The sequence below is a fragment of the Pseudomonas morbosilactucae genome, from assembly GCF_023241665.1.
GTDB lineage: Bacteria > Pseudomonadota > Gammaproteobacteria > Pseudomonadales > Pseudomonadaceae > Aquipseudomonas > Aquipseudomonas morbosilactucae.
The window spans coordinates 1-18,403 of the sequence record NZ_JALQCX010000073.1 but is presented as its reverse complement, the minus strand read 5'-3'; the positions used below and the strand labels follow the sequence as shown (position 1 = coordinate 18,403).

Genomic DNA, 18,403 nt, shown 5'->3' with positions numbered 1-18,403 from the left:
TCGCGGGCGGGCGCCGGGGCGTTCTCGAAATTGTCATTGGCGATGTCGATGCTCTTGGCTGCGGTCTTGCATCTTGATCGGTGGTAGCGCCCCGATCAGCAGGACCGATCAGCACCCTTGATCAGCAGGAGAGGCACGATGTCCCAAGAGCTCGCCACCCGTTACCCGCTGGTCCTGGTGCCCGGCATGCTGGGCTTTGTCCGCCTGCTGCTGTACCCGTACTGGTATGGGATCGCCGCTGCCTTGCGGCGCGGTGGGGCGACGGTGATCGCCGTGCAGGTGTCGCCGCTCAACTCCAGCGAGGTGCGAGGCGAACAGTTGTTGGCCCGTATCGAACAGATCCTCAAGGACACCGGCGCCGCCAAGGTCAACCTGATCGGCCATAGCCAGGGCGCCCTGACCGCGCGTTACGCGGCGGCTAGGCGGCCGGATTGGGTGGCGTCGGTGACCTCGGTGGCGGGGCCCAATCACGGTTCCGAGCTGGCCGACCATCTGGAAAAGCACTACCCGGGCCAGACCCCGCGAGGGCGCCTGCTGAGCTTCGCCTTGCGGGTGATTGCGGCGCTGATGAGCCTGCTGGAAACCGGCTACCGCGGACCGAAGCTGCCGGTGGATATCCAGGGTGCCCATCGTTCGCTGACCACCGAAGGCGTGACCCTGTTCAACACCCAGTATCCCCAGGGGCTGCCTCAGACCTGGGGCGGGCAGGGGCCGGAAGAGGTGAATGGGGTGCGTTACTACTCCTGGTCCGGCACCTTGCAGCCGGGCAAGACCGACCGCGGGCGCAACCTGCTGGATGGCACCAACCGCAGTTGCCGGCTATTTGCCCGCACGTTTGTCCGTGAGGCGGGGCACTGCGACGGCATGGTCGGGCGCTACAGCTCCCACTTGGGCACGGTGATCGGAGACGACTATCCCCTGGACCACTTCGACATCGTCAACCAGTCCCTGGGCCTGGTGGGCAAGGGCGCCGAGCCGGTGCGGTTATTTGTCGAGCACGCCCGGCGGCTCAAGGCGGCCGGGGTTTAGCCGTAGCAACCAGGGGGGGATCCCCCATGGCGTGATTCAGGCAGCGCGGCGTGTGCGCCCCAGCACCGTGGTCCAGCGCTCCGACAGCACCACGCCTGCCAGGGTCAGCGCCCCGCCGATCAAGTGATACCAGGCCAGTTGTTCATGCAGCACCGCCGCGGCAATCAGGGCGGTGATCAACGGCAGCAGGTTGAAAAACAAGGTGGTGCGGCTCGGCCCCAGGCGGATCACCGCCTGCATCCACGCCAACGGCGCGAGCATTGAGGCCAGCAGGCAGGCGTAAAGCACCAAGGGCAGGTTGTGCAGGTTCAGGCCGGCCTTGGGCGAGGCGAGGAACAACGGCAACAGCACCACCACCGCCACCAGCACTTGCAGGTACAACAGCACCAGCGGCGGCAGGCGCAGCTGCCATTTTTTCAGCAAGGTGCTGTAGACCGCATAGGCCAGGGTGGCCACCAGCATCATCGCGTCCCCCAGGTTGACGCCGTGCTCCAGCAGCAGCGCCAGGCTGCCGGACGACACCACCACCAGCACCCCGGCAAATGACAGCAGGGCCCCCAGCAGCGCGCCGGCGGTCAGGCGCTGGCCGAGGCTGGCAATGGCCATGGCCAGCGACATCAAAGGCATCAGCGACAGGATGATGCCCATGTTGGTGGCGCTGGTCAGGGTCGCGGCAAAGTAGGCCAGGCTCTGGTACACCGCCATGCCCAAGACGCCGAGGATGAAAATCCTGCTCAGGTTCGGGCGGATCACCGACCAGTGGCGGACCACCGGCTTGAGCATGAACGGGGTGAACAACAGCCCCGCCAGGAGCCAGCGGTAGAAGCCGATCTCGGCCGGGAAGATCGCGCCCACCGCGAGTTTGTTGACCACGGTATTGCCGGCCCAGATAAAGATTGCCAGTAGCGGATAAGCGTATTGCATGGAACAACCAGTCGATTAATGAGGGGGGATTATCCGCCTGTCCGGATCAATCCCTATACTTCGATCCAGACAACCCGCCTTGGCATCCGGACAGCATGAGCAAAAAATCCATCGACCTGCTGCAGTTCAGTGGCCTGCCGGCGCCGGTGTACTTTCGCTACGCCGATTTCGACGCCCACAGCCACGCCCTGGAGCACCGCCATCCCTGGGGTTGCCTGGAGTATTCGGCCCACGGCGTGATGCACATGGCGATTGCCGGGCAACGTTTTATGGCGCCGCCGCAGTATGCGATCTGGATACCGCCGAACACCGAGCACAGCTTCTACACCGACCAACCGATCATTTATCGCGCCGTGTGTCTGGCGCCGGAGGTGTGCCAGGACCTGCCGTCACAAGCCTGCACCCTGGCCATCAGCGATATCCTGAAAGCCATCCTCAAGGACTTCGCCGCCCGTGATGTGCAGATTCCCCAGCGCGACGCCGACCTGCGCCTGGCCCGGGTGTTGCTGGACCAGTTGCAGCAGGCCCCGGTGCACAAGGCTTACCTGCCGTATGCCAGCAGTCCTGGCTTGCTGGGTATTCTCAATGCCCTGCAGGCTGCGCCCGGAGACAACCGCCCCCTGGCCTATTGGGCGCAGCAGGTGCATGTCAGCGAGCGGACCCTGACCCGGCAATGCCTGCGTGAGTTGGGCATGAGTTTTGGCGAATGGCGCCAGCGCCTGCGCTTCCTGGCCTCCATCGACGCCCTGGGCAGCCCGCGCAGCGTCCAGGAAGTGGCCTTTGACATGGGGTACAGCAGCGCCTCGGCGTTTATCGCGATGTTTCAGCGCCAGGCCGGTTGCACCCCCGAGCAGTATCGCCGGGCCAGCCTACAGAGCAGGTGAAGGTGTAACAGGCTTTGTCTACACTGCGCGGTAGGCCGCGCCCGTCGGTGCGGTAGCCAGGAGAAAACTCCATGAAGATGTTGCGTGTTCCGTTGTTGATGATTGGCCTGTTGCTCTGTGCCCAAGGTTTTGCCGCCACCGCCCAGCAAAACAAAATGACCACTTGCAACGCCGACGCCACCGCCAAATCCCTCAAGGGCGATGAGCGCAAAGCCTTTATGAGCACTTGCCTGAAAGCGGCTCCGGCGGCTGCCGCGACCCCGTCCACGCCCCAGGAAAGAATGAAGAGCTGTAACGCCGACGCCACCACCAAGGCCCTCAAGGGTGATGAGCGCAAAGCCTTCATGAGCACCTGCCTGAAGAAAAAGTAATGCCCCCCGGCCTGGCCTCCTTGCCTTGGGCAAAAGGAGGCGGGCCCTCGCCCTGGCGAGTGTCTGCCACGGGCCACCTCGACGACGCCTGCCCCTATGCCTCCCTGGCGAACGCTGGCAGACTGCCAATCCTTTTACGCCGTTCGTTTTGAGGCTGTATGCCAACGTTTTCTCAGCGTCATCTGTTGTTGATCAGTTGGGTGATTATTTTCGGCGGTTTGTTGCTGGTCCTGCCGTTGCGGTTGTTGCCGAGCCTGTTGGCCGGTCTGTTGGTGTTCGAGCTGGTAAACATGCTGACCCCGCAGTTGCAGCGCCTGATCGAAGGGCGGCGTGCGCGCTGGCTGGCGGTGGCGTTGCTCGGCACGCTGGTGGTCAGCGTGCTGACCCTGCTGTTTGCCGGGGCCATCAGTTTCCTGCTGCATGAAGCGGAAAACCCCGGCGCCTCCCTGGACAAGTTCATGACCGTGGTGGACAAGGCCCGGGGCCAGTTGCCGCCGTTCCTCGACTCCTACCTGCCGTCCAGCGCCGCCGAGTTCCAGACCGCCATCGGCGCCTGGGCCAGCAAGCACCTGAGCGAGTTGCAACTGGTGGGCAAGGACGCGGCCCACATGTTCGTGACCTTGCTGATCGGCATGGTGCTGGGGGCGATCATCGCCTTGCAGCGCATCCCCGACCTGACCAAGCGCAAGCCTTTGGCGGCCGCCCTGTTCGATCGCCTGCACCTGCTGGTCCAGGCCTTTCGCAACATCGTCTTCGCGCAGATCAAGATTTCCCTGCTCAACACCTTCTTCACCGGGATCTTCCTGGCGGTGATCCTGCCGATGTTCGGGGTCAAGCTGCCGCTGACCAAGACCCTGATCGTGCTGACCTTCCTGCTGGGGCTATTGCCGGTGATCGGCAACCTGATCTCCAACACCCTGATCACCATCGTCGGCCTGTCGCTGTCGATCTGGGTGGCGGTGGCGGCCCTGGGCTACCTGATCTTTATCCACAAGCTGGAATACTTTCTCAACGCCCGCATCGTCGGCGGGCAGATCAGTGCCAAGTCCTGGGAGTTGCTCCTGGCCATGCTGGTGTTCGAGGCAGCCTTCGGCCTACCGGGCGTCGTGGCCGGACCGATCTATTACGCGTACTTGAAAAGCGAGCTGAAACTGGCGGGGTTGGTTTAAGAGGGGCAGGGGCAGGGGCAGGGGCAAGCCACAAGCTAAAGCCGGTCCCGCTCTTGCTTTTACTTGTGGCTTGCCGCTTGAAGCTTGCCGCTGCTTTTATCCGTAGCGCTTCTTGGCTTCAATCGCCAATCCGCTGCCAATGCTGCCGAAGATGTTGCCTTCGACGTGCCGTGCATTCGGCAGCATGGCGGCGACGCTTTGGCGCAGGGCCGGGATGCCGCTGGAGCCGCCGGTGAAGAACACGGTGTCCACCTGGGCAACGCCGACATTGGCCTGGTTCAGCAACTGGGTGACGCTGCCGCGGATACGCTCCAGCAGGCTGTCGATGGCGGTTTCGAACAGCGCTCGGCTCAACTCCACGCTCAGGCCCGGCTCGATGCGGTCCAGGGGCACGTGGCGATGGTCGGCGTGGGTCAGTTGGATCTTGGTTTCTTCCACTTCCATGGCCAGCCAGTGCCCGGCGCGCTGTTCGATCAGCTTGAACAGCCGGTCGATGCCGCCGGTGTCTTCGATGTCGTAGCGCATGCTGCCCAGGGCTAGCTGGGATTTCTGCGAGTACACCGAGTTGATGGTGTGCCAGGTCGCCAGGTTCATGTGGTGGCTGGTGGGCATGTAGGCACCGCTTTTCATCCGGCTGCCGTAGCCGAACAACGGCATCACGCCTTGCAGGCTCAGTTGCTTGTCGAAGTCGGTACCGCCGACGTGCACGCCACCGGTGGCGAGGATGTCGTCATGGCGGTCATCCAGGCCCCGGCGCTCAGGGGACAGGCGCACCAGGGAAAAGTCCGAAGTACCACCGCCGATGTCGACAATCAGTACCAGTTCTTCACGCTCGATGGTGGACTCGTAGTCGAAGGCGGCAGCGATCGGTTCGTATTGGAACGAGACCTCTTTAAACCCCAGCTTGCGCGCCACTTCCACCAGTGTGTCCTGGGCTTCCTGGTCGGCAGCGGCGTCGTCGTCGACGAAGAACACCGGACGGCCCAGCACCACTTCCTCGAACTCCCGACCAGCGGCGGCTTCGGCGCGGTTTTTCAACTGGCCGATAAACAGCCCCAGCAGGTCCTTGAACGGCATCGCCGTGCCCAGCACGCTGGTGTCGTGCTTGATCAGCTTGGAACCCAGCAGGCTTTTCAGCGAGCGCATCAGTCGGCCTTCGTAGCCTTCCAGGTACTCGTGCAGGGCCAGGCGGCCATACACCGGGCGGCGTTCTTCGATGTTGAAGAACACCACCGACGGCAGAGTGATCTTGTCATCCTCCAGCGCGATCAGCGTTTCCACGCCGGGGCGCAGCCAGCCCACTGTGGAGTTGGACGTGCCAAAGTCGATGCCGCAGGCACGGGCCGGAGTAGGGTTGTTCATGTCTTTCGTATTCCGGTTGAAAAAACGGCCGCGCAGTGTATGTCAGTCGTCGGCAGATTCGAAGGCCGACTATCCGCTAAATCTGCTCCGGTCTGCCTTGAAAGACTATTCTTCACCCCCAAACTTGCAGGCATGAGCCGCGTAGCCGCCGCGAGGTTCGCAAGAACCCGCGTCGGCTGCCGATAAACGTCTGATGCGCTGCCTGAGTAGCCGCTTGAGATTGATCAAGCCGGATGCCAGCAAAGAGAGCATGCTGCAGTGCAGGCCGCGCGATATTGATAACGGATGGTGATTCCTTCGATGGACTTCAAAGACTATTACAAGATTCTCGGTGTGGAACCGACAGCGGACGACAAGGCGATCAAGGCCGCCTATCGCAAGCTGGCGCGTAAGTACCACCCCGATGTCAGTAAGGAAAAGGACGCCGAGGCCAAGTTCAAGGACGCCTCGGAAGCCTATGAAGCGCTGAAAAGCGCCGACAAGCGCGCCGAATACGACGAGATGCGCAAATACGGCCAGCATGGCCAGCCGTTCCAGGGCCCGCCCGGGTGGCAAGGCCGTGGCGGTTTTGGCGGTGGTCAGGAATCAGGCGATTTTTCGGACTTCTTCAGTTCGATCTTCGGTAATCGTGGGCCCGGCTTTGGTGGCCCGGAGTCGCGCCGCAGCAGCGGGCGACGTGGACAGGATGTGGAAATGGAATTGCCGATTTTCCTGGAGGAAACCCTCGCGACCGAGTCGAAGAAGGTCAGCTTCCAGGTGCCGCAGTACAACGCTGCGGGCCAGCACGTCAGCAACACCAGCAAGAGCCTGAACGTGAAGATCCCGGCCGGGGTCAGCGATGGCGAGCGCATTCGCCTCAAGGGCCAGGGCGCACCGGGCGTCGGGGGCGGGGCCAATGGCGACCTGTACCTGACCATTCGTTTTGCCCCGCACCCGAAATTCGACGTCGAGGGCGAGAACCTGATCATCACCTTGCCCCTGGCGCCTTGGGAACTGGCCCTGGGGACTGAAGTGGCGGTGCCGACCCTGACCGGCAAGATCAACCTGAAGGTCCCGGCCGGCAGCCAGAACGGCCAGCGCATGCGTGCCAAGGGCCACGGCCTGCTGAACAAGGCGGGGGAGCGCGGTTACCTGTTCGTGCAACTCAAGGCGGTGATGCCCAAGCAGACCAGCGACGACGTCAAGGCGTTGTGGCAGGAACTGGCGAAAAAGGCCGCCTTCGACCCGCGGGAACATTTCTGATTCGACACTAGGAGTCGCTGGCCATGAGCACCCTGATCGTTCAGCTGGACATGGAAGAGTTCTGTGAGGTGGCCGATTTGTCGGCCGCCTACGTGATCGAAATTGTCGAACACGGGATTCTTGAACCTCATGGCGCGGCGCCCGAGCACTGGCGCTTCACCGACGTCGAACTGGTGCTGGCCAAGCGCGCGGCCAAGTTGCAGCGTGATCTGGACCTGGAATGGGAAGGGGTGGCCCTGGCCCTGGACCTGCTGGAAGAGGTGCAGCAACTGCGGGCGGAGAATCAGATGCTCAAGCAGCGCCTTGGTCGCCTGGTCACCGACTCCCCGCAGTAACTGCCGGCCGCCCCGCGTCTAGGGCTGAGCGCGGGACACTCGTGGCAGCACTACGGTAAAGGTGGTGCCGTCGATCTGGCTGGAACTGACGTCGATGCTGCCCTGGTGGGCCACCACCACTTCCTTGACGATGAACAAGCCCAATCCCAGGCTGGTGGACGGATTGCCCAGCTCCTCGCTGGCGCTGCGCACCAGAGGGTCGAACAGCGTGCTCAGGGCCTCCTGTGCAATGGGCTGGCCGTAGTTGTGAATGGTCAGCAGTACCTGTTCCACGCCACCGGTCAGGGTCACCGTGACGCTGCGACTGTGGCTGCCGTGCTGCAAGGCATTGCCGATCAGGTTTTGCAGCATCTGTTCGATACGCCCCCGATCCCAGATGCCGTGGCTGTCGCCATGGAAATTCAGCGACGGCATGCAATCGGGCTGTCCGGCACAGGCTTCGTCCATGACGGCCTTGATCGCACTGGCCAGGTCCATGGGCGCCGGCTCGATGGGCAAGCCACTGCCCAGGCGGCTGCGCACGAATTCCAGCAGGTCGCTGACCATCGCCCCCATGTGCCGCGTGCCGCTCTTGATTCGCGTCACATAGGCCAGGGCATCGGCGTCCAGGGCGACTTTGCGCGCCAGCATCTCGCTGGACATGCTCACCGCCTGCAGCGGCGCACGCAGGTCGTGGCCGAGGATCGCCAGGAAAATGTCCCGTGAACGATTGACCTGTTCGGCATAGGCACTGGTGGATTCGGCCAGGGCTTCGTCGATGGCTTCGTTGAAGCGGATCATGTCCTGGAAATAGGCCAGGTCCGGGGAGGCCAGGCTGTTGACCCACAACCGAATCACACAGGCCCGCAGGTGACGAAACTCCGAGGTCATCTGCACCAGGTCGAACCCCACGTGGTGGCGCAGTTCGCCGTGGCTGGCGGCGGCCTGATCGAGGCTGGGGGTTTTCTCCGGGCCTTCGCCCTTGGCCTTGGCCACCTGTTCGCTGGCGGTCTGGGCGGTCTGCATGTCCCGCGAGGCGGCCAGGAGGATGGATTTGGCGTGGTCGCGCAACTCCAGGCGCGACATGGAATCGGCGGCGGGGGCGATGGATTTGGCAAACTGCTCCCACTCATCAACGATTCGATCAACGTGTTGCACGATGAAATCGGATAGGCGCATAGCCGGGAACCTTGCTGGCGAAGTGTGAGAAATCGACAGGCATCTTAGCGCCTTGCGGCGCGCTTCAACACTCATACCGGCAAACAAGCTTCCCGGCCGTTGCAGGCCGGGTATTGGCTAGAAAAGAAAGTAGCGTTGTGCCATCGGCAACACGTCCGCCGGTTCACACCACAGCAGCACGCCATCGGCCTTGACCTGGTAGGTCTGCGGGTCAACGTCGATCTGCGGCAGGTAGTCGTTGTGGATCAGGTCGGTCTTTTGCACATTGCGACAGCCCTTGACCACGGCGATGCGTTTTTTCAGGCCCAGGCTTTCCGGCACCCCAGCGTCCAGGGCCGCCTGGCTGATAAAGGTCAGGCTGGTGGCGTGGCGGCTGCCGCCGTAGCTGGCGAACATGGGGCGGTAGTGCACCGGCTGCGGTGTGGGGATCGAGGCGTTGGCGTCACCCATCAGGCTGGCGGCAATGGCCCCGCCCTTGAGGATCAGGGTCGGCTTGACCCCGAAGAACGCCGGGCGCCAGAGCACCAGGTCGGCCCATTTGCCCACTTCGATGGAGCCCACTTCATGGCTGATGCCGTGGGTGATCGCCGGGTTGATGGTGTATTTGGCGATGTAGCGCTTGACCCGGAAGTTGCTGTTGCCCGGGCCATCGCCGTCCAGTGGGCCGCGCTGCTTGTGCATCTTGTCGGCGGTCTGCCAAGTGCGAGTGATGACTTCGCCGACCCGGCCCATGGCCTGGCTGTCGGAACTGATCATCGAGAACGCGCCCAGGTCGTGGAGGATGTCTTCGGCGGCGATGGTCTCGCGGCGAATGCGGCTTTCGGCGAAGGCCACGTCCTCGGCGATGCTTGGGTCCAGGTGATGGCAGACCATCAACATGTCCAGGTGCTCGTCGATGGTGTTGCGGGTGAACGGCCGCGTCGGGTTGGTGGAGCTGGGCAGCACGTTGGCGAAGCCGCAAGCCTTGATGATGTCCGGCGCATGGCCGCCGCCGGCGCCTTCGGTGTGGTAGGTGTGGATGGTGCGGCCCTTGAAGGCGCCGAGGGTGGTTTCGACGAAACCCGATTCGTTCAGGGTGTCGGTGTGGATCGCCACCTGCACGTCGTACTGATCGGCCACGCTCAGGCAGTTGTCGATGGCCGCCGGGGTGGTGCCCCAGTCTTCGTGCAGCTTGAGGCCGATGGCCCCGGCCTTGACCTGTTCGATCAATGGCTCCGGCAGGCTGGCGTTGCCCTTGCCGGTGAAGCCGATGTTCATCGGGAACGCGTCGGCGGCCTGGAGCATGCGCGCCATGTGCCAGGGCCCCGAAGTACAGGTGGTGGCATTGGTACCAGTGGCCGGGCCCGTGCCGCCGCCGATCATGGTGGTGACGCCGCTCATCAGGGCTTCTTCGATCTGCTGCGGGCAGATGAAATGGATGTGGGTGTCGATGCCGCCGGCCGTGAGGATCATGCCTTCGCCGGCGATGACTTCGGTGCTGGCGCCGATGGCAATGGTCACATCAGGCTGGATGTCCGGGTTGCCGGCCTTGCCGATGGCGGCAATGCGCCCGTCCTTGAGGCCGACGTCGGCCTTGACGATGCCCCAGTGATCGATGATCAGGGCATTGGTAATCAGCGTGTCGACCACCTCGGCGGCCAGTAACTGGCCCTGACCCATGCCGTCGCGGATCACTTTGCCACCGCCGAATTTCACTTCTTCGCCGTAGGTGGTGAAGTCTTTTTCCACTTCGATCCACAGCTCGGTGTCAGCCAGACGTACCTTGTCGCCGACCGTAGGGCCGAACATGTCGGCGTAGGCTTGGCGGGAAATGTGCATTCCTCGTTCCTCGGAAGGGAGCTGCAAGCCTTAAGCTGCCAGCTCCAAGAAAATCAAAAAATATCGATACCGCTTCAGGCGTCTCTTGCTTACCGCTTGAAGCTAGCGACTCGCTTAAAGATCGCCCATCACTCTTCCGGCAAAACCGAACACGCGGCGATGACCGGCCAGGTCCACCAATTCCACTTCCCGGGTCTGTCCCGGTTCGAAGCGCACGGCGGTGCCGGCGGGGATGTTCAGGCGCATGCCGCGGCTGGCGGCTCGGTCGAAGGTCAGGGCGTCGTTGGTTTCAAAAAAGTGATAGTGGGAGCCGACCTGGATCGGTCGGTCACCGCTGTTGGCCACGCTCAGGCTGAGGGTGCGGCGGCCAACGTTGAGTTCGATATCGCCGGGTTGGATCTGGTATTCACCGGGGATCATGCAGAGGCTCCTTGGAGAATCTTGTAGTAGAGAGCGGTCGGGTGATAACGGCCGCTGGGGTCGCAGGCGTAATCGGGGATTTCGCCGGCCCGCTGGTAGCCCAGTGAGCGATAGAAGGCTTCGGCCGGGGAGCCGGCTTCGGTGTCCAGGTAGAGCATGCCGCGCTGTTGCTGGCGCGCGGCTTGTTCCAGGGCGCCCATCAGTTGCTGGCCCAGGCCGCGGCGGCGCGCGTGTTCACGCACCAGCAGCTTTTGCACTTCGGCGCGGTTCAGGCCGTTGGCTTTCTGGCACAGGCCCAGCTGTACGCTGGCTTGCACTTGTTCGTCCTTGACCACCACCCAGAGCAGCAGGTTGCCCTGCTCCAGGTTGGCCTGTACCTCATCGAAGTAGGCACGGGCCTGGGTGGCATCCAGGTCGGCCATGAAGCCGACACTGGCGCCATAGCCCACGGCGTCGAGCAGCAGGTCAATCAACCCTTGGCGATAGTGCGCAAAGCTTTCTGCATGGACTCGACGCAACTGGGCGGCGTTCATCGGGCATCACTCCTGGAGGAGGCTGGGCGGTTGGGCCCCGGGATTAAGGGTCAGCTGCATAAAGGTCAGGTCCAGCCAGCGGCCGAACTTGGTGCCCACCTGGGGCATCTGCCCAGTGGTGACGAACCCCAGGCGCTCATGCAGGCGAATCGAAGCAACGTTGCCGCTTTCAATGGCGGCCACCATCACGTGCTTGCCGCCGTGTCTGGCGCGCTCCACCAGCGCGTCCATCAAGCGCGGGCCGAGGCCGTTGCCCCGTTGGTCACTGCGGATGTACACCGAGTGCTCGACGGTGTGGCGGAAGCCCTCGAAGGGCCGCCAGTCACCGAATGAAGCGTAGCCGAGCACCACCTCCTCGGCGTTGACGACGACCAGGATCGGGTAGCCCTGGGCTTGCCGGGCGCTGAACCAGGCCTGGCGGTTGCCCAGGTCCACGGGCTGCTCGTTCCAGATCGCCGTGGTGTTGAGCACGGCGTCGTTGTAGATGTCGCGGATCGCGGGCAGGTCGGCGTGCACGGCGTCGCGGATGCGGTCAGTCATGTCGCGGCCTCAGGCGATGGGTTGGTGGACGGTGACCAGCTTGGTGCCATCGGGGAAGGTGGCTTCCACCTGGATCTCCGGGATCATTTCCGGGATGCCTTCCATCACCTGTTCACGGCTCAGCAGGGTGGTGCCGAAGTGCATCAGCTCGGCCACGGTCTGGCCGTCGCGGGCGCCTTCGAGCAGGGCCGCCGAGATGTAGGCCATGGCTTCCGGATAGTTGAGTTTCACCCCCCGGGCCAGGCGCCGCTCGGCCACCAGGCCGGCGGTAAAAATCAGCAGTTTGTCTTTTTCGCGTGGGGTCAGGTCCATCGTTCGAAATCCGTTGTTGGGCAGTGGAAAAGGGGTGGGCGCGGGCCGCGGTTCATGTGCTCCAGATCCTCGGTGGCACGGCCTCGCGGCCCAGCAGGGCCGGGCGCAGCAGGCGCCACAGGTCGATCAGCCAGGCTCGCGCCTGCAGGGCTTCGCCGGCCAGGCAGCGGGCCACCAGCAGGCCCGGCAATTGGGTCAGGTCGCCGCGTACCGCGTGGGGCAGCGAGCGACAGGTCTCCAGCAATTCAGGGTCGATCTCGCCGGTCACCAGCAGGGTGGCAAACACCGGTTGCCCGTCCAGGCCGATGGGCGAGTCCAGCAGGCCATCGCCACCGATGATGCGTTGGCGTTCATGCCAGAGCAGCTGGCCGTCGCGGCGGATCTCCAGCCGCGACTGAAAGTGCCCCAGGTCAAAACGCTCGTCGCTGGCAGGGCGCCCGAGGGCCACGATGTCCCAGTAGAACAGCCGGGCATCGCCTTGCAGCTCGATGCGGGTGCTGAGTTCGGCCTGGGCCGCGCTGAACACGATGGTTTCCTGGGGCAGCCACTCCAGGGTCGCGCCGGCCGCCACGTTCAGTTCCAGGGTCTGGTAGGCCGGCCCGGCGGCGCGGTACCACTTGGCAGCGCCCGGGCTGGTGAGTTGCGCCCAGGCATCGCTGGCGACGCTGGCGCGGATGTCCAGGCGGTCGCCGCCGGCAATGCCGCCGGGCGGGTGGACGATGATGTGCTGGCAAACCTGCGGGCCTTCGGCATACAGGTGCTTTTGCACCCGCAGCGGGCCCAGGTGCCGGCGCTGGACCGGGCGCGTGGTGTCGCCGAACCGGGCGTAGCCGAGTTCCAGCTCGGCGTGCCAGCTGGGCGTGAACAAGGCGCTATGGGCAGGAAGATTCATGGTGGGTGCTTATCGTTAGGACGCTACAGATTAGATCGTTACCAGCCCGCGTACACCTTCGGCCTGCATATTTTCGCCACGGCCCTGCTGGACGATTTCACCCCGGGACATCACCAGGTACTGGTCGGCCAGCTCGGCGGCGAAGTCATAGAACTGCTCCACCAGCAGAATCGCCATATCGCCCCGGGCCGCGAGGGTCTTGATCACCGCGCCGATCTCCTTGATCACCGACGGCTGGATGCCTTCGGTGGGCTCATCGAGGATCAGCAGCCGTGGACGACTGGCCAGGGCGCGACCGATGGCCAGCTGTTGCTGCTGGCCGCCCGACAGGTCGCCGCCGCGGCGCTGTTTCATCTGCAGCAGCACCGGGAACAGCTCGTAGATAAAGGCTGGCACTTCCTTGGCTTCGGACCCCGGGAAGCGCGACAGGCCCATCAGCAGGTTTTCTTCCACGGTCAGACGGCCGAAAATCTCCCGGCCCTGGGGCACGTAGGCGATGCCGGCATGCACCCGCTGGTGCGGCTTGAGCCCGGTGATGGCCTTGCCTTCCCAATTCACTGCGCCGTCCTTGGCCGGCAACAGGCCCATCAGGCACTTGAGCAGGGTGGTCTTGCCCACGCCGTTACGCCCCAGCAGGCAAGTGACCTCACCGATCTTCGCCTCGAATGACAGCCCGCGCAGAATGTGGCTACCGCCGTAGTATTGATGAAGGTGTTGTACCTGTAGCATCGGAACTCCTTTTGGAGAATTTAAGCGGCAAGCACGAGGCGTAGAGCTCGCGGCCTTTCTCTTGCAGCTTGTCGCTGGTAACTGGCCGATTCATCGGCCCAGATACACCTCAATCACCCGCTCATCGGCCTGCACCTGTTCCAGGGACCCTTCGGCCAAAACGCTGCCCTGGTGCAGTACGGTGACGTGGTCGGCGATCGAGCCGACGAAGCCCATGTCGTGTTCCACCACCATCAGCGAATGTTTGCCGGCGAGGGTCTTGAACAGTTCGGCGGTGAATTCGGTTTCGGCGTCGGTCATGCCCGCCACCGGTTCGTCCAGCAGCAGCAATTGCGGGTCCTGCATCAGCAGCATGCCGATTTCCAGGAACTGTTTCTGGCCGTGTGACAGCAAGCCGGCCTGGCGTTCCACCGAGGCGGTCAGGCGGATGGTCTCCAGTACTTCACCGATGCGATCTTTCTGTTCGCCCGAGAGCCTGGCCCGCAGGCTGGCCCACACCGATTTGTCGGTCTTCTGCGCCAGCTCCAGGTTTTCGAACACGCTCAGGGCCTCGAACACCGTGGGCTTCTGGAACTTGCGGCCGATGCCGGCCTGGGCGATCTGCACCTCGCTCATGCTGGTCAGGTCCAGGGTCTCGCCGAACCAGGCCTTGCCGTGGCTGGGCCGAGTCTTGCCGGTGATCACGTCCATCAGGGTGGTCTTGCCGGCGCCGTTGGGGCCGATGATGCAGCGCAGCTCGCCGACGCCGATGTACAGGTTCAGGTCGTTGAGGGCCTTGAAACCGTCGAAGCTGACGCTGATGTCTTCCAGGGTCAGGATCGTCCCGTGGCGGGTGTTCAGGCCTTTGCCGGCGGCCTGGCCGAGGCCGATGGCATCGCGGCTGCTGCCCTGGTCCTTGTTGGGTTCGAGGATGGGCTCCAGCATGAAATCCGCGGTCGCTGTGACTCTCATTGTTCACCTCGTTTTTTCAGCAGGCCGATCACGCCCTTGGGCAGGTACAGGGTCACCACGATGAACAGCGCGCCGAGGAAGAACAGCCAGTATTCGGGGAAGGCCACGGTGAACCAGCTCTTCATGCCGTTGACCACGCCGGCACCGAGCAAGGGGCCGATCAGCGTGCCGCGACCGCCCAGGGCGACCCACACCGCCGCCTCGATGGAGTTGGTCGGCGACATTTCGCTGGGGTTGATGATGCCCACCTGAGGCACATACAGCGCGCCAGCCAGGCCGCACAGCACGGCGCTCAACACCCAGACAAACAGCTTGAAGCCGCGGGGGTCGTAGCCGCAGAACATCAGGCGGTTCTCGGCGTCGCGCAGCGCCGTCAGCACTCGACCGAACTTGCTGCGTGCCAGGCGCCAGCCGATGTACAGGCTGGCCACCAGCAGCAACACCGTGGCCAGGAACAGCACCGCCCGGGTCCCGGGTTCGGTGATGCCGAAACCGAGGATGGTGCGGAAGTTGGTGAAGCCGTTGTTGCCACCAAAACCGGTTTCGTTACGGAAGAACAGCAGCATCCCGGCGAAGGTCAGGGCCTGGGTCATGATCGAGAAATACACGCCCTTGATCCGCGAGCGGAAGGCGAAGAAACCGAACACCAGGGCCAGCAAGCCCGGCGCCAGTACCACCAGGCACATGGCCCAGAGGAAGCTGCTGGTGCCGACCCAGTACCAGGGCAATTCGGTCCACGAGAGGAAGGTCATGAACGCCGGCAAGCCATCCCCCGAGGCCTGGCGCATCAGATACATGCCCATGGCGTAGCCGCCCAGGGCGAAGAACAGGCCGTGACCCAGGGACAGCAACCCGGCATAGCCCCAGACCAGGTCCAGGGCCAGGGCGACGATGGCGTAGCAGAGGATCTTGCCCATCAGGGTCAGGGTGTAGGCCGAGACGTGCAGCGGGTTGTCTGCCGACAGCAGCGAGAGCAGCGGCAGTGCCAGCAGCAGCGCGAGTATCACCACGCCCACGGCGAGGGTGACCTTGGGCCCGGCTTTTTGTGTAGCGGTGAGTAGCAGAGGCTGGTTCATCAGTCGATCACCCGTCCTTTCAGAGCGAAGAGGCCTTGCGGACGTTTCTGAATGAACAGAATGATCAGCGCGAGGATCAGGATCTTGCCGAGTACGGCGCCGATCTGCGGTTCGAGAATCTTGTTGGCGATGCCCAGGCCAAAGGCCGCGAGCACGCTACCGGCCAGTTGCCCGACCCCGCCGAGCACCACCACCAGGAACGAGTCGATGATGTAGCTCTGACCGAGGTCCGGGCCGACGTTGCCGATCTGGCTCAGGGCCACGCCCCCCAGGCCGGCGATGCCCGAGCCAAGGCCGAAGGCGAGCATGTCGACGCGCCCGGTGGGCACGCCGCAGCAGGCGGCCATGTTGCGGTTCTGGGTCACGGCACGCACGTTCAGGCCCAGGCGGGTCTTGTTCAGCAGCAGCCAGGTCAGCACCACCACAAACAGGGCGAAGGCGATGATCACGATGCGGTTGTAGGGCAGCACCAGGTTGGGCAGCACCTGGATCCCGCCCGAGAGCCAGGCCGGGTTGGCCACTTCCACGTTCTGCGCGCCGAACACCAGGCGCACCAGTTGGATCAGCATCAGGCTGATGCCCCAGGTCGCCAGCAGGGTTTCCAGTGGGCGGCCGTAGAGGTGGCGGATCACCGTGCGCTCCAGGGCCATGCCGATGGCCGCGGTGACAAAAAACGCCACCGGCAGGGCAATCAACGGGTAGAACTCGATGGCTTGCGGGGCGAAGCGCTGGAACATCAACTGCACCACGTAGGTGGAGTAGGCGCCGAGCATGAGCATCTCGCCGTGGGCCATGTTGATCACCCCCAGCAGGCCGAAAGTGATCGCCAGGCCCAGGGCCGCCAGCAGCAGGATCGAGCCCAGGGACATGCCGCTGAATGCCTGGCCGAGAATCTCGCCCACCAGCAGCTTGCGCTTGACCTGGGCCAGGCTGGTCTCGGCGGCGGTGTGCACCCCGGCATCGGTTTCAACCCCCGGTTCCAACAGGCTCTCGAGGCGCGTGCGGGCCAACGGGTCGCCGGTTTCACCCAACAGGCGTACCGCCGCCAGGCGCACGGCCGGGTCGCCGTCCACCAACTGCAAGTTGGCCAGGGCCAGGCTGAGAGCGGCGTGAACCTTTTCGTCCTGTTCGCCGGCCAGTCGCTGGTCGAGGAATTTCAATTGCGCCGGCTTGGCGCTTTTTTGCAATTGCTGGGCGGCGGCCAGGCGCAGGGTCGCGTCGGCCGCGAGCAATTGGTGGCTGGCCAGGGCGGTGTCGATCAGCCCCCGCAGACGGTTGTTCAGGCGCAGGGTCTTGGCTTCGCCGTCGATGCTCAATTGGCCCTGTTGCAGGGCGTTGAGCAGTTCGATGCGCGCCGGGTCGGGCTGTGCGGCCCAGGACTCGAGGAGTTTGGCTTGTTGCGTGGCATTGGCGGCGACGAAGTCTTCGGCGTCACCGGCCTGGACCGCCAGCGGTAGCAACAGCAGGCAGGCCAGCATAAAACGGTAGAAGGCAGTGGGCATGTCAAATGTCCTGGTCATACAAGAACCCCGCAGAAGCCGGCTTGCCGGCGCTAGCGGCCTGTCGGGCAGGCCGTATCAAGCTGATCGCTGGCGAACGGAGCGCCGCTCGGCCGCTCCTGCGAGGGTGGGCATTGAGTGGCTTAGTTGCTCTTCACCGCGTAGTCCGGCTTCTTGTCGTTGCCCGGAATGAACGGGCTCCAAGGCTGGGCGCGGATCGGGCCTTCGGTCTGCCATACCACGCTGAACTGACCGTCCGGCTGGATCTCGCCGATCATCACCGGCTTGTGCAGGTGGTGGTTGGTCTTGTCCATGGTCAGGGTGTAGCCCGACGGCGCGTTGAAGGTCTGGCCGGCCAGGGCCTCGCGGACTTTGTCGACGTCGGTGGACTTGGCCTTCTCTACGGCCTGGGCCCACATGTGGATGCCCACGTAGGTGGCTTCCATCGGGTCGTTTGTCACGGCCTTGTCAGCGCCCGGCAAGTTCTTGGCCTTGGCGTAGGCTTTCCAGTCGGCGACGAACTTCTTGTTCACCGGGTTCTCCACGGACTGGAAGTAGTTCCAGGCGGCGAGGTTGCCCACCAGCGGCTTGGTGTCGATGCCGCGCAGTTCTTCCTCACCCACGGAGAAGGCCACCACCGGTACGTCGGTGGCTTTCAGGCCCTGGTTGGCCAGTTCTTTGTAGAACGGCACGTTGGAGTCGCCGTTGACCGTGGAGATGACCGCGGTCTTGCCGCCTGCGGAGAACTTCTTGATGTTGGCGACGATGGTTTGATAGTCGGCGTGGCCGAAGGGGGTGTAGACCTCTTCGATGTCCTTGTCCGCCACACCCTTGGAGTGCAGGAACGAACGCAAAATCTTGTTGGTGGTGCGTGGGTACACGTAGTCGGTGCCCAGCAGGAAGAAACGCTTGGCGCTGCCGCCATCTTCGCTCATCAGGTATTCAACCGCAGGAATCGCCTGCTGGTTCGGCGCGGCGCCGGTGTAGAACACGTTCGGCGACATCTCTTCGCCTTCGTACTGCACCGGGTAGAACAGCAGTCCGTTGAGCTCCTCGAACACCGGCAGCACGGATTTGCGCGACACCGAGGTCCAGCAACCGAACACCACCGCGACCTTGTCCTGGGTCAGCAACTGGCGGCCTTTCTCCGCGAACAGCG

The 18,403-nt window shown here is 63.7% G+C and carries 20 protein-coding genes; 6 read left to right on the top strand and 14 right to left on the bottom strand.

The genetic code is table 11. From position 1 onward, the window contains the following. Positions 1–138: 138 nt before the first annotated feature. Positions 139–1,029, top strand: coding sequence for an esterase/lipase family protein (locus M1B35_RS29845; RefSeq protein WP_268263841.1), 891 nt, complete (start codon positions 139–141; stop codon positions 1,027–1,029). A 36-nt stretch (positions 1,030–1,065) separates the two neighbouring features. Here the strand turns inward: M1B35_RS29845 and M1B35_RS29840 are convergent, their stop codons facing one another. Continuing rightward, positions 1,066–1,953, bottom strand: a complete 888-nt coding sequence (locus tag M1B35_RS29840) for a DMT family transporter (protein WP_123329643.1) — start codon at positions 1,951–1,953, stop codon at positions 1,066–1,068. Between the two features lie 95 nt (positions 1,954–2,048). On the opposite strand from M1B35_RS29840, the gene M1B35_RS29835 reads away from it, so the two are divergent. The 3 genes from M1B35_RS29835 to M1B35_RS29825 all read left to right on the top strand — a co-directional run bounded on the left by M1B35_RS29835 (position 2,049) and on the right by M1B35_RS29825 (position 4,377). Beyond that, positions 2,049–2,837 (top strand): AraC family transcriptional regulator, encoded by a 789-nt coding sequence (locus M1B35_RS29835; protein WP_268263840.1) that lies wholly within the window; start codon positions 2,049–2,051, stop codon positions 2,835–2,837. 71 nt (positions 2,838–2,908) lie between these two features. Beyond that, entirely contained in the window at positions 2,909–3,208 is a 300-nt protein-coding gene (locus tag M1B35_RS29830; protein ID WP_123329647.1) for a PsiF family protein, read from the top strand. 158 nt (positions 3,209–3,366) lie between these two features. Further along, the gene (locus tag M1B35_RS29825; RefSeq protein ID WP_123329649.1) at positions 3,367–4,377 is read left to right on the top strand and encodes an AI-2E family transporter; all 1,011 of its coding nucleotides are present in this window, start codon (positions 3,367–3,369) and stop codon (positions 4,375–4,377) included. Positions 4,378–4,473: 96 nt separating this feature from the next. Here the strand turns inward: M1B35_RS29825 and M1B35_RS29820 are convergent, their stop codons facing one another. Next, positions 4,474–5,739: an Hsp70 family protein gene (locus M1B35_RS29820; RefSeq protein ID WP_123329650.1), complete on the bottom strand. Its 1,266-nt coding sequence runs from the start codon at positions 5,737–5,739 to the stop codon at positions 4,474–4,476. Positions 5,740–6,039: 300 nt separating this feature from the next. On the opposite strand from M1B35_RS29820, the gene M1B35_RS29815 reads away from it, so the two are divergent. Continuing rightward, positions 6,040–6,981, top strand: a complete 942-nt coding sequence (locus tag M1B35_RS29815) for a DnaJ C-terminal domain-containing protein (RefSeq protein ID WP_123329913.1) — start codon at positions 6,040–6,042, stop codon at positions 6,979–6,981. 23 nt (positions 6,982–7,004) lie between these two features. After that, positions 7,005–7,316 carry a chaperone modulator CbpM gene (locus tag M1B35_RS29810; RefSeq protein ID WP_123329651.1) on the top strand — a complete coding sequence of 104 codons (312 nt, stop codon included), beginning with the start codon at positions 7,005–7,007 and terminating at the stop codon, positions 7,314–7,316. Between the two features lie 18 nt (positions 7,317–7,334). On the opposite strand, the gene M1B35_RS29805 is transcribed toward M1B35_RS29810, so the two are convergent. From M1B35_RS29805 to urtA, 12 genes are all read right to left on the bottom strand, one after another. Next, positions 7,335–8,474 (bottom strand): sensor histidine kinase, encoded by a 1,140-nt coding sequence (locus M1B35_RS29805; protein WP_123329653.1) that lies wholly within the window; start codon positions 8,472–8,474, stop codon positions 7,335–7,337. A 117-nt stretch (positions 8,475–8,591) separates the two neighbouring features. Further along, positions 8,592–10,292, bottom strand: coding sequence for an urease subunit alpha (gene ureC / locus M1B35_RS29800; protein WP_268263839.1), 1,701 nt, complete (start codon positions 10,290–10,292; stop codon positions 8,592–8,594). A 114-nt stretch (positions 10,293–10,406) separates the two neighbouring features. After that, positions 10,407–10,712 carry an urease subunit beta gene (locus M1B35_RS29795; RefSeq protein ID WP_123329657.1) on the bottom strand — a complete coding sequence of 102 codons (306 nt, stop codon included), beginning with the start codon at positions 10,710–10,712 and terminating at the stop codon, positions 10,407–10,409. Continuing rightward, positions 10,709–11,245, bottom strand: a complete 537-nt coding sequence (locus tag M1B35_RS29790; RefSeq protein WP_268263838.1) for a GNAT family N-acetyltransferase — start codon at positions 11,243–11,245, stop codon at positions 10,709–10,711. The genes M1B35_RS29795 and M1B35_RS29790 overlap by 4 nt, the downstream gene beginning before the upstream one ends. A 6-nt stretch (positions 11,246–11,251) precedes the next feature. Further along, positions 11,252–11,785 (bottom strand): GNAT family N-acetyltransferase, encoded by a 534-nt coding sequence (locus M1B35_RS29785; RefSeq protein WP_123329660.1) that lies wholly within the window; start codon positions 11,783–11,785, stop codon positions 11,252–11,254. A 9-nt stretch (positions 11,786–11,794) separates the two neighbouring features. Further along, the gene (ureA, locus tag M1B35_RS29780) at positions 11,795–12,097 is read right to left on the bottom strand and encodes an urease subunit gamma (RefSeq protein ID WP_007907366.1); all 303 of its coding nucleotides are present in this window, start codon (positions 12,095–12,097) and stop codon (positions 11,795–11,797) included. A 52-nt stretch (positions 12,098–12,149) separates the two neighbouring features. Then, a complete protein-coding gene (locus M1B35_RS29775; protein WP_123329662.1) occupies positions 12,150–12,989 on the bottom strand; it encodes an urease accessory protein UreD in 840 nt (279 codons plus the stop codon). A 30-nt stretch (positions 12,990–13,019) separates the two neighbouring features. After that, entirely contained in the window at positions 13,020–13,718 is a 699-nt protein-coding gene (urtE, locus tag M1B35_RS29770; RefSeq protein WP_123329664.1) for an urea ABC transporter ATP-binding subunit UrtE, read from the bottom strand. Positions 13,719–13,808: 90 nt separating this feature from the next. Further along, complete coding sequence (gene urtD / locus M1B35_RS29765) at positions 13,809–14,669, bottom strand: urea ABC transporter ATP-binding protein UrtD (RefSeq protein WP_123329666.1); 861 nt, start codon at positions 14,667–14,669, stop codon at positions 13,809–13,811. Next, on the bottom strand, positions 14,666–15,745 hold the full coding sequence (gene urtC, locus M1B35_RS29760; RefSeq protein WP_123329668.1) for an urea ABC transporter permease subunit UrtC: 1,080 nt from the start codon (positions 15,743–15,745) through the stop codon (positions 14,666–14,668). Before urtC ends, urtD begins: the two co-directional genes overlap by 4 nt. Beyond that, positions 15,745–17,247 carry an urea ABC transporter permease subunit UrtB gene (gene urtB, locus M1B35_RS29755; RefSeq protein WP_123329670.1) on the bottom strand — a complete coding sequence of 501 codons (1,503 nt, stop codon included), beginning with the start codon at positions 17,245–17,247 and terminating at the stop codon, positions 15,745–15,747. Before urtB ends, urtC begins: the two co-directional genes overlap by 1 nt. A gap of 140 nt (positions 17,248–17,387) precedes the next feature. Next, positions 17,388–18,403 (bottom strand): urea ABC transporter substrate-binding protein (gene urtA / locus M1B35_RS29750; protein ID WP_268263837.1); only part of this gene is annotated, 1,016 nt, incomplete at its 5' end.

Bases quoted from the DNA above. Each gene is read 5' to 3' on its own strand.
- M1B35_RS29845 (WP_268263841.1), top strand. From the start codon at position 139: ATGTCCCAAGAGCTCGCCACCCGTTACCCGCTGGTCCTGGTGCCCGGC.
- M1B35_RS29840 (WP_123329643.1), bottom strand. From the start codon at position 1,953: ATGCAATACGCTTATCCGCTACTGGCAATCTTTATCTGGGCCGGCAAT.
- M1B35_RS29835 (WP_268263840.1), top strand. From the start codon at position 2,049: ATGAGCAAAAAATCCATCGACCTGCTGCAGTTCAGTGGCCTGCCGGCG.
- M1B35_RS29830 (WP_123329647.1), top strand. From the start codon at position 2,909: ATGAAGATGTTGCGTGTTCCGTTGTTGATGATTGGCCTGTTGCTCTGT.
- M1B35_RS29825 (WP_123329649.1), top strand. From the start codon at position 3,367: ATGCCAACGTTTTCTCAGCGTCATCTGTTGTTGATCAGTTGGGTGATT.
- M1B35_RS29820 (WP_123329650.1), bottom strand. From the start codon at position 5,739: ATGAACAACCCTACTCCGGCCCGTGCCTGCGGCATCGACTTTGGCACG.
- M1B35_RS29815 (WP_123329913.1), top strand. From the start codon at position 6,040: ATGGACTTCAAAGACTATTACAAGATTCTCGGTGTGGAACCGACAGCG.
- M1B35_RS29810 (WP_123329651.1), top strand. From the start codon at position 7,005: ATGAGCACCCTGATCGTTCAGCTGGACATGGAAGAGTTCTGTGAGGTG.
- M1B35_RS29805 (WP_123329653.1), bottom strand. From the start codon at position 8,474: ATGCGCCTATCCGATTTCATCGTGCAACACGTTGATCGAATCGTTGAT.
- ureC (WP_268263839.1), bottom strand. From the start codon at position 10,292: ATGCACATTTCCCGCCAAGCCTACGCCGACATGTTCGGCCCTACGGTC.
- M1B35_RS29795 (WP_123329657.1), bottom strand. From the start codon at position 10,712: ATGATCCCCGGTGAATACCAGATCCAACCCGGCGATATCGAACTCAAC.
- M1B35_RS29790 (WP_268263838.1), bottom strand. From the start codon at position 11,245: ATGAACGCCGCCCAGTTGCGTCGAGTCCATGCAGAAAGCTTTGCGCAC.
- M1B35_RS29785 (WP_123329660.1), bottom strand. From the start codon at position 11,785: ATGACTGACCGCATCCGCGACGCCGTGCACGCCGACCTGCCCGCGATC.
- ureA (WP_007907366.1), bottom strand. From the start codon at position 12,097: ATGGACCTGACCCCACGCGAAAAAGACAAACTGCTGATTTTTACCGCC.
- M1B35_RS29775 (WP_123329662.1), bottom strand. From the start codon at position 12,989: ATGAATCTTCCTGCCCATAGCGCCTTGTTCACGCCCAGCTGGCACGCC.
- urtE (WP_123329664.1), bottom strand. From the start codon at position 13,718: ATGCTACAGGTACAACACCTTCATCAATACTACGGCGGTAGCCACATT.
- urtD (WP_123329666.1), bottom strand. From the start codon at position 14,669: ATGAGAGTCACAGCGACCGCGGATTTCATGCTGGAGCCCATCCTCGAA.
- urtC (WP_123329668.1), bottom strand. From the start codon at position 15,745: ATGAACCAGCCTCTGCTACTCACCGCTACACAAAAAGCCGGGCCCAAG.
- urtB (WP_123329670.1), bottom strand. From the start codon at position 17,247: ATGCCCACTGCCTTCTACCGTTTTATGCTGGCCTGCCTGCTGTTGCTA.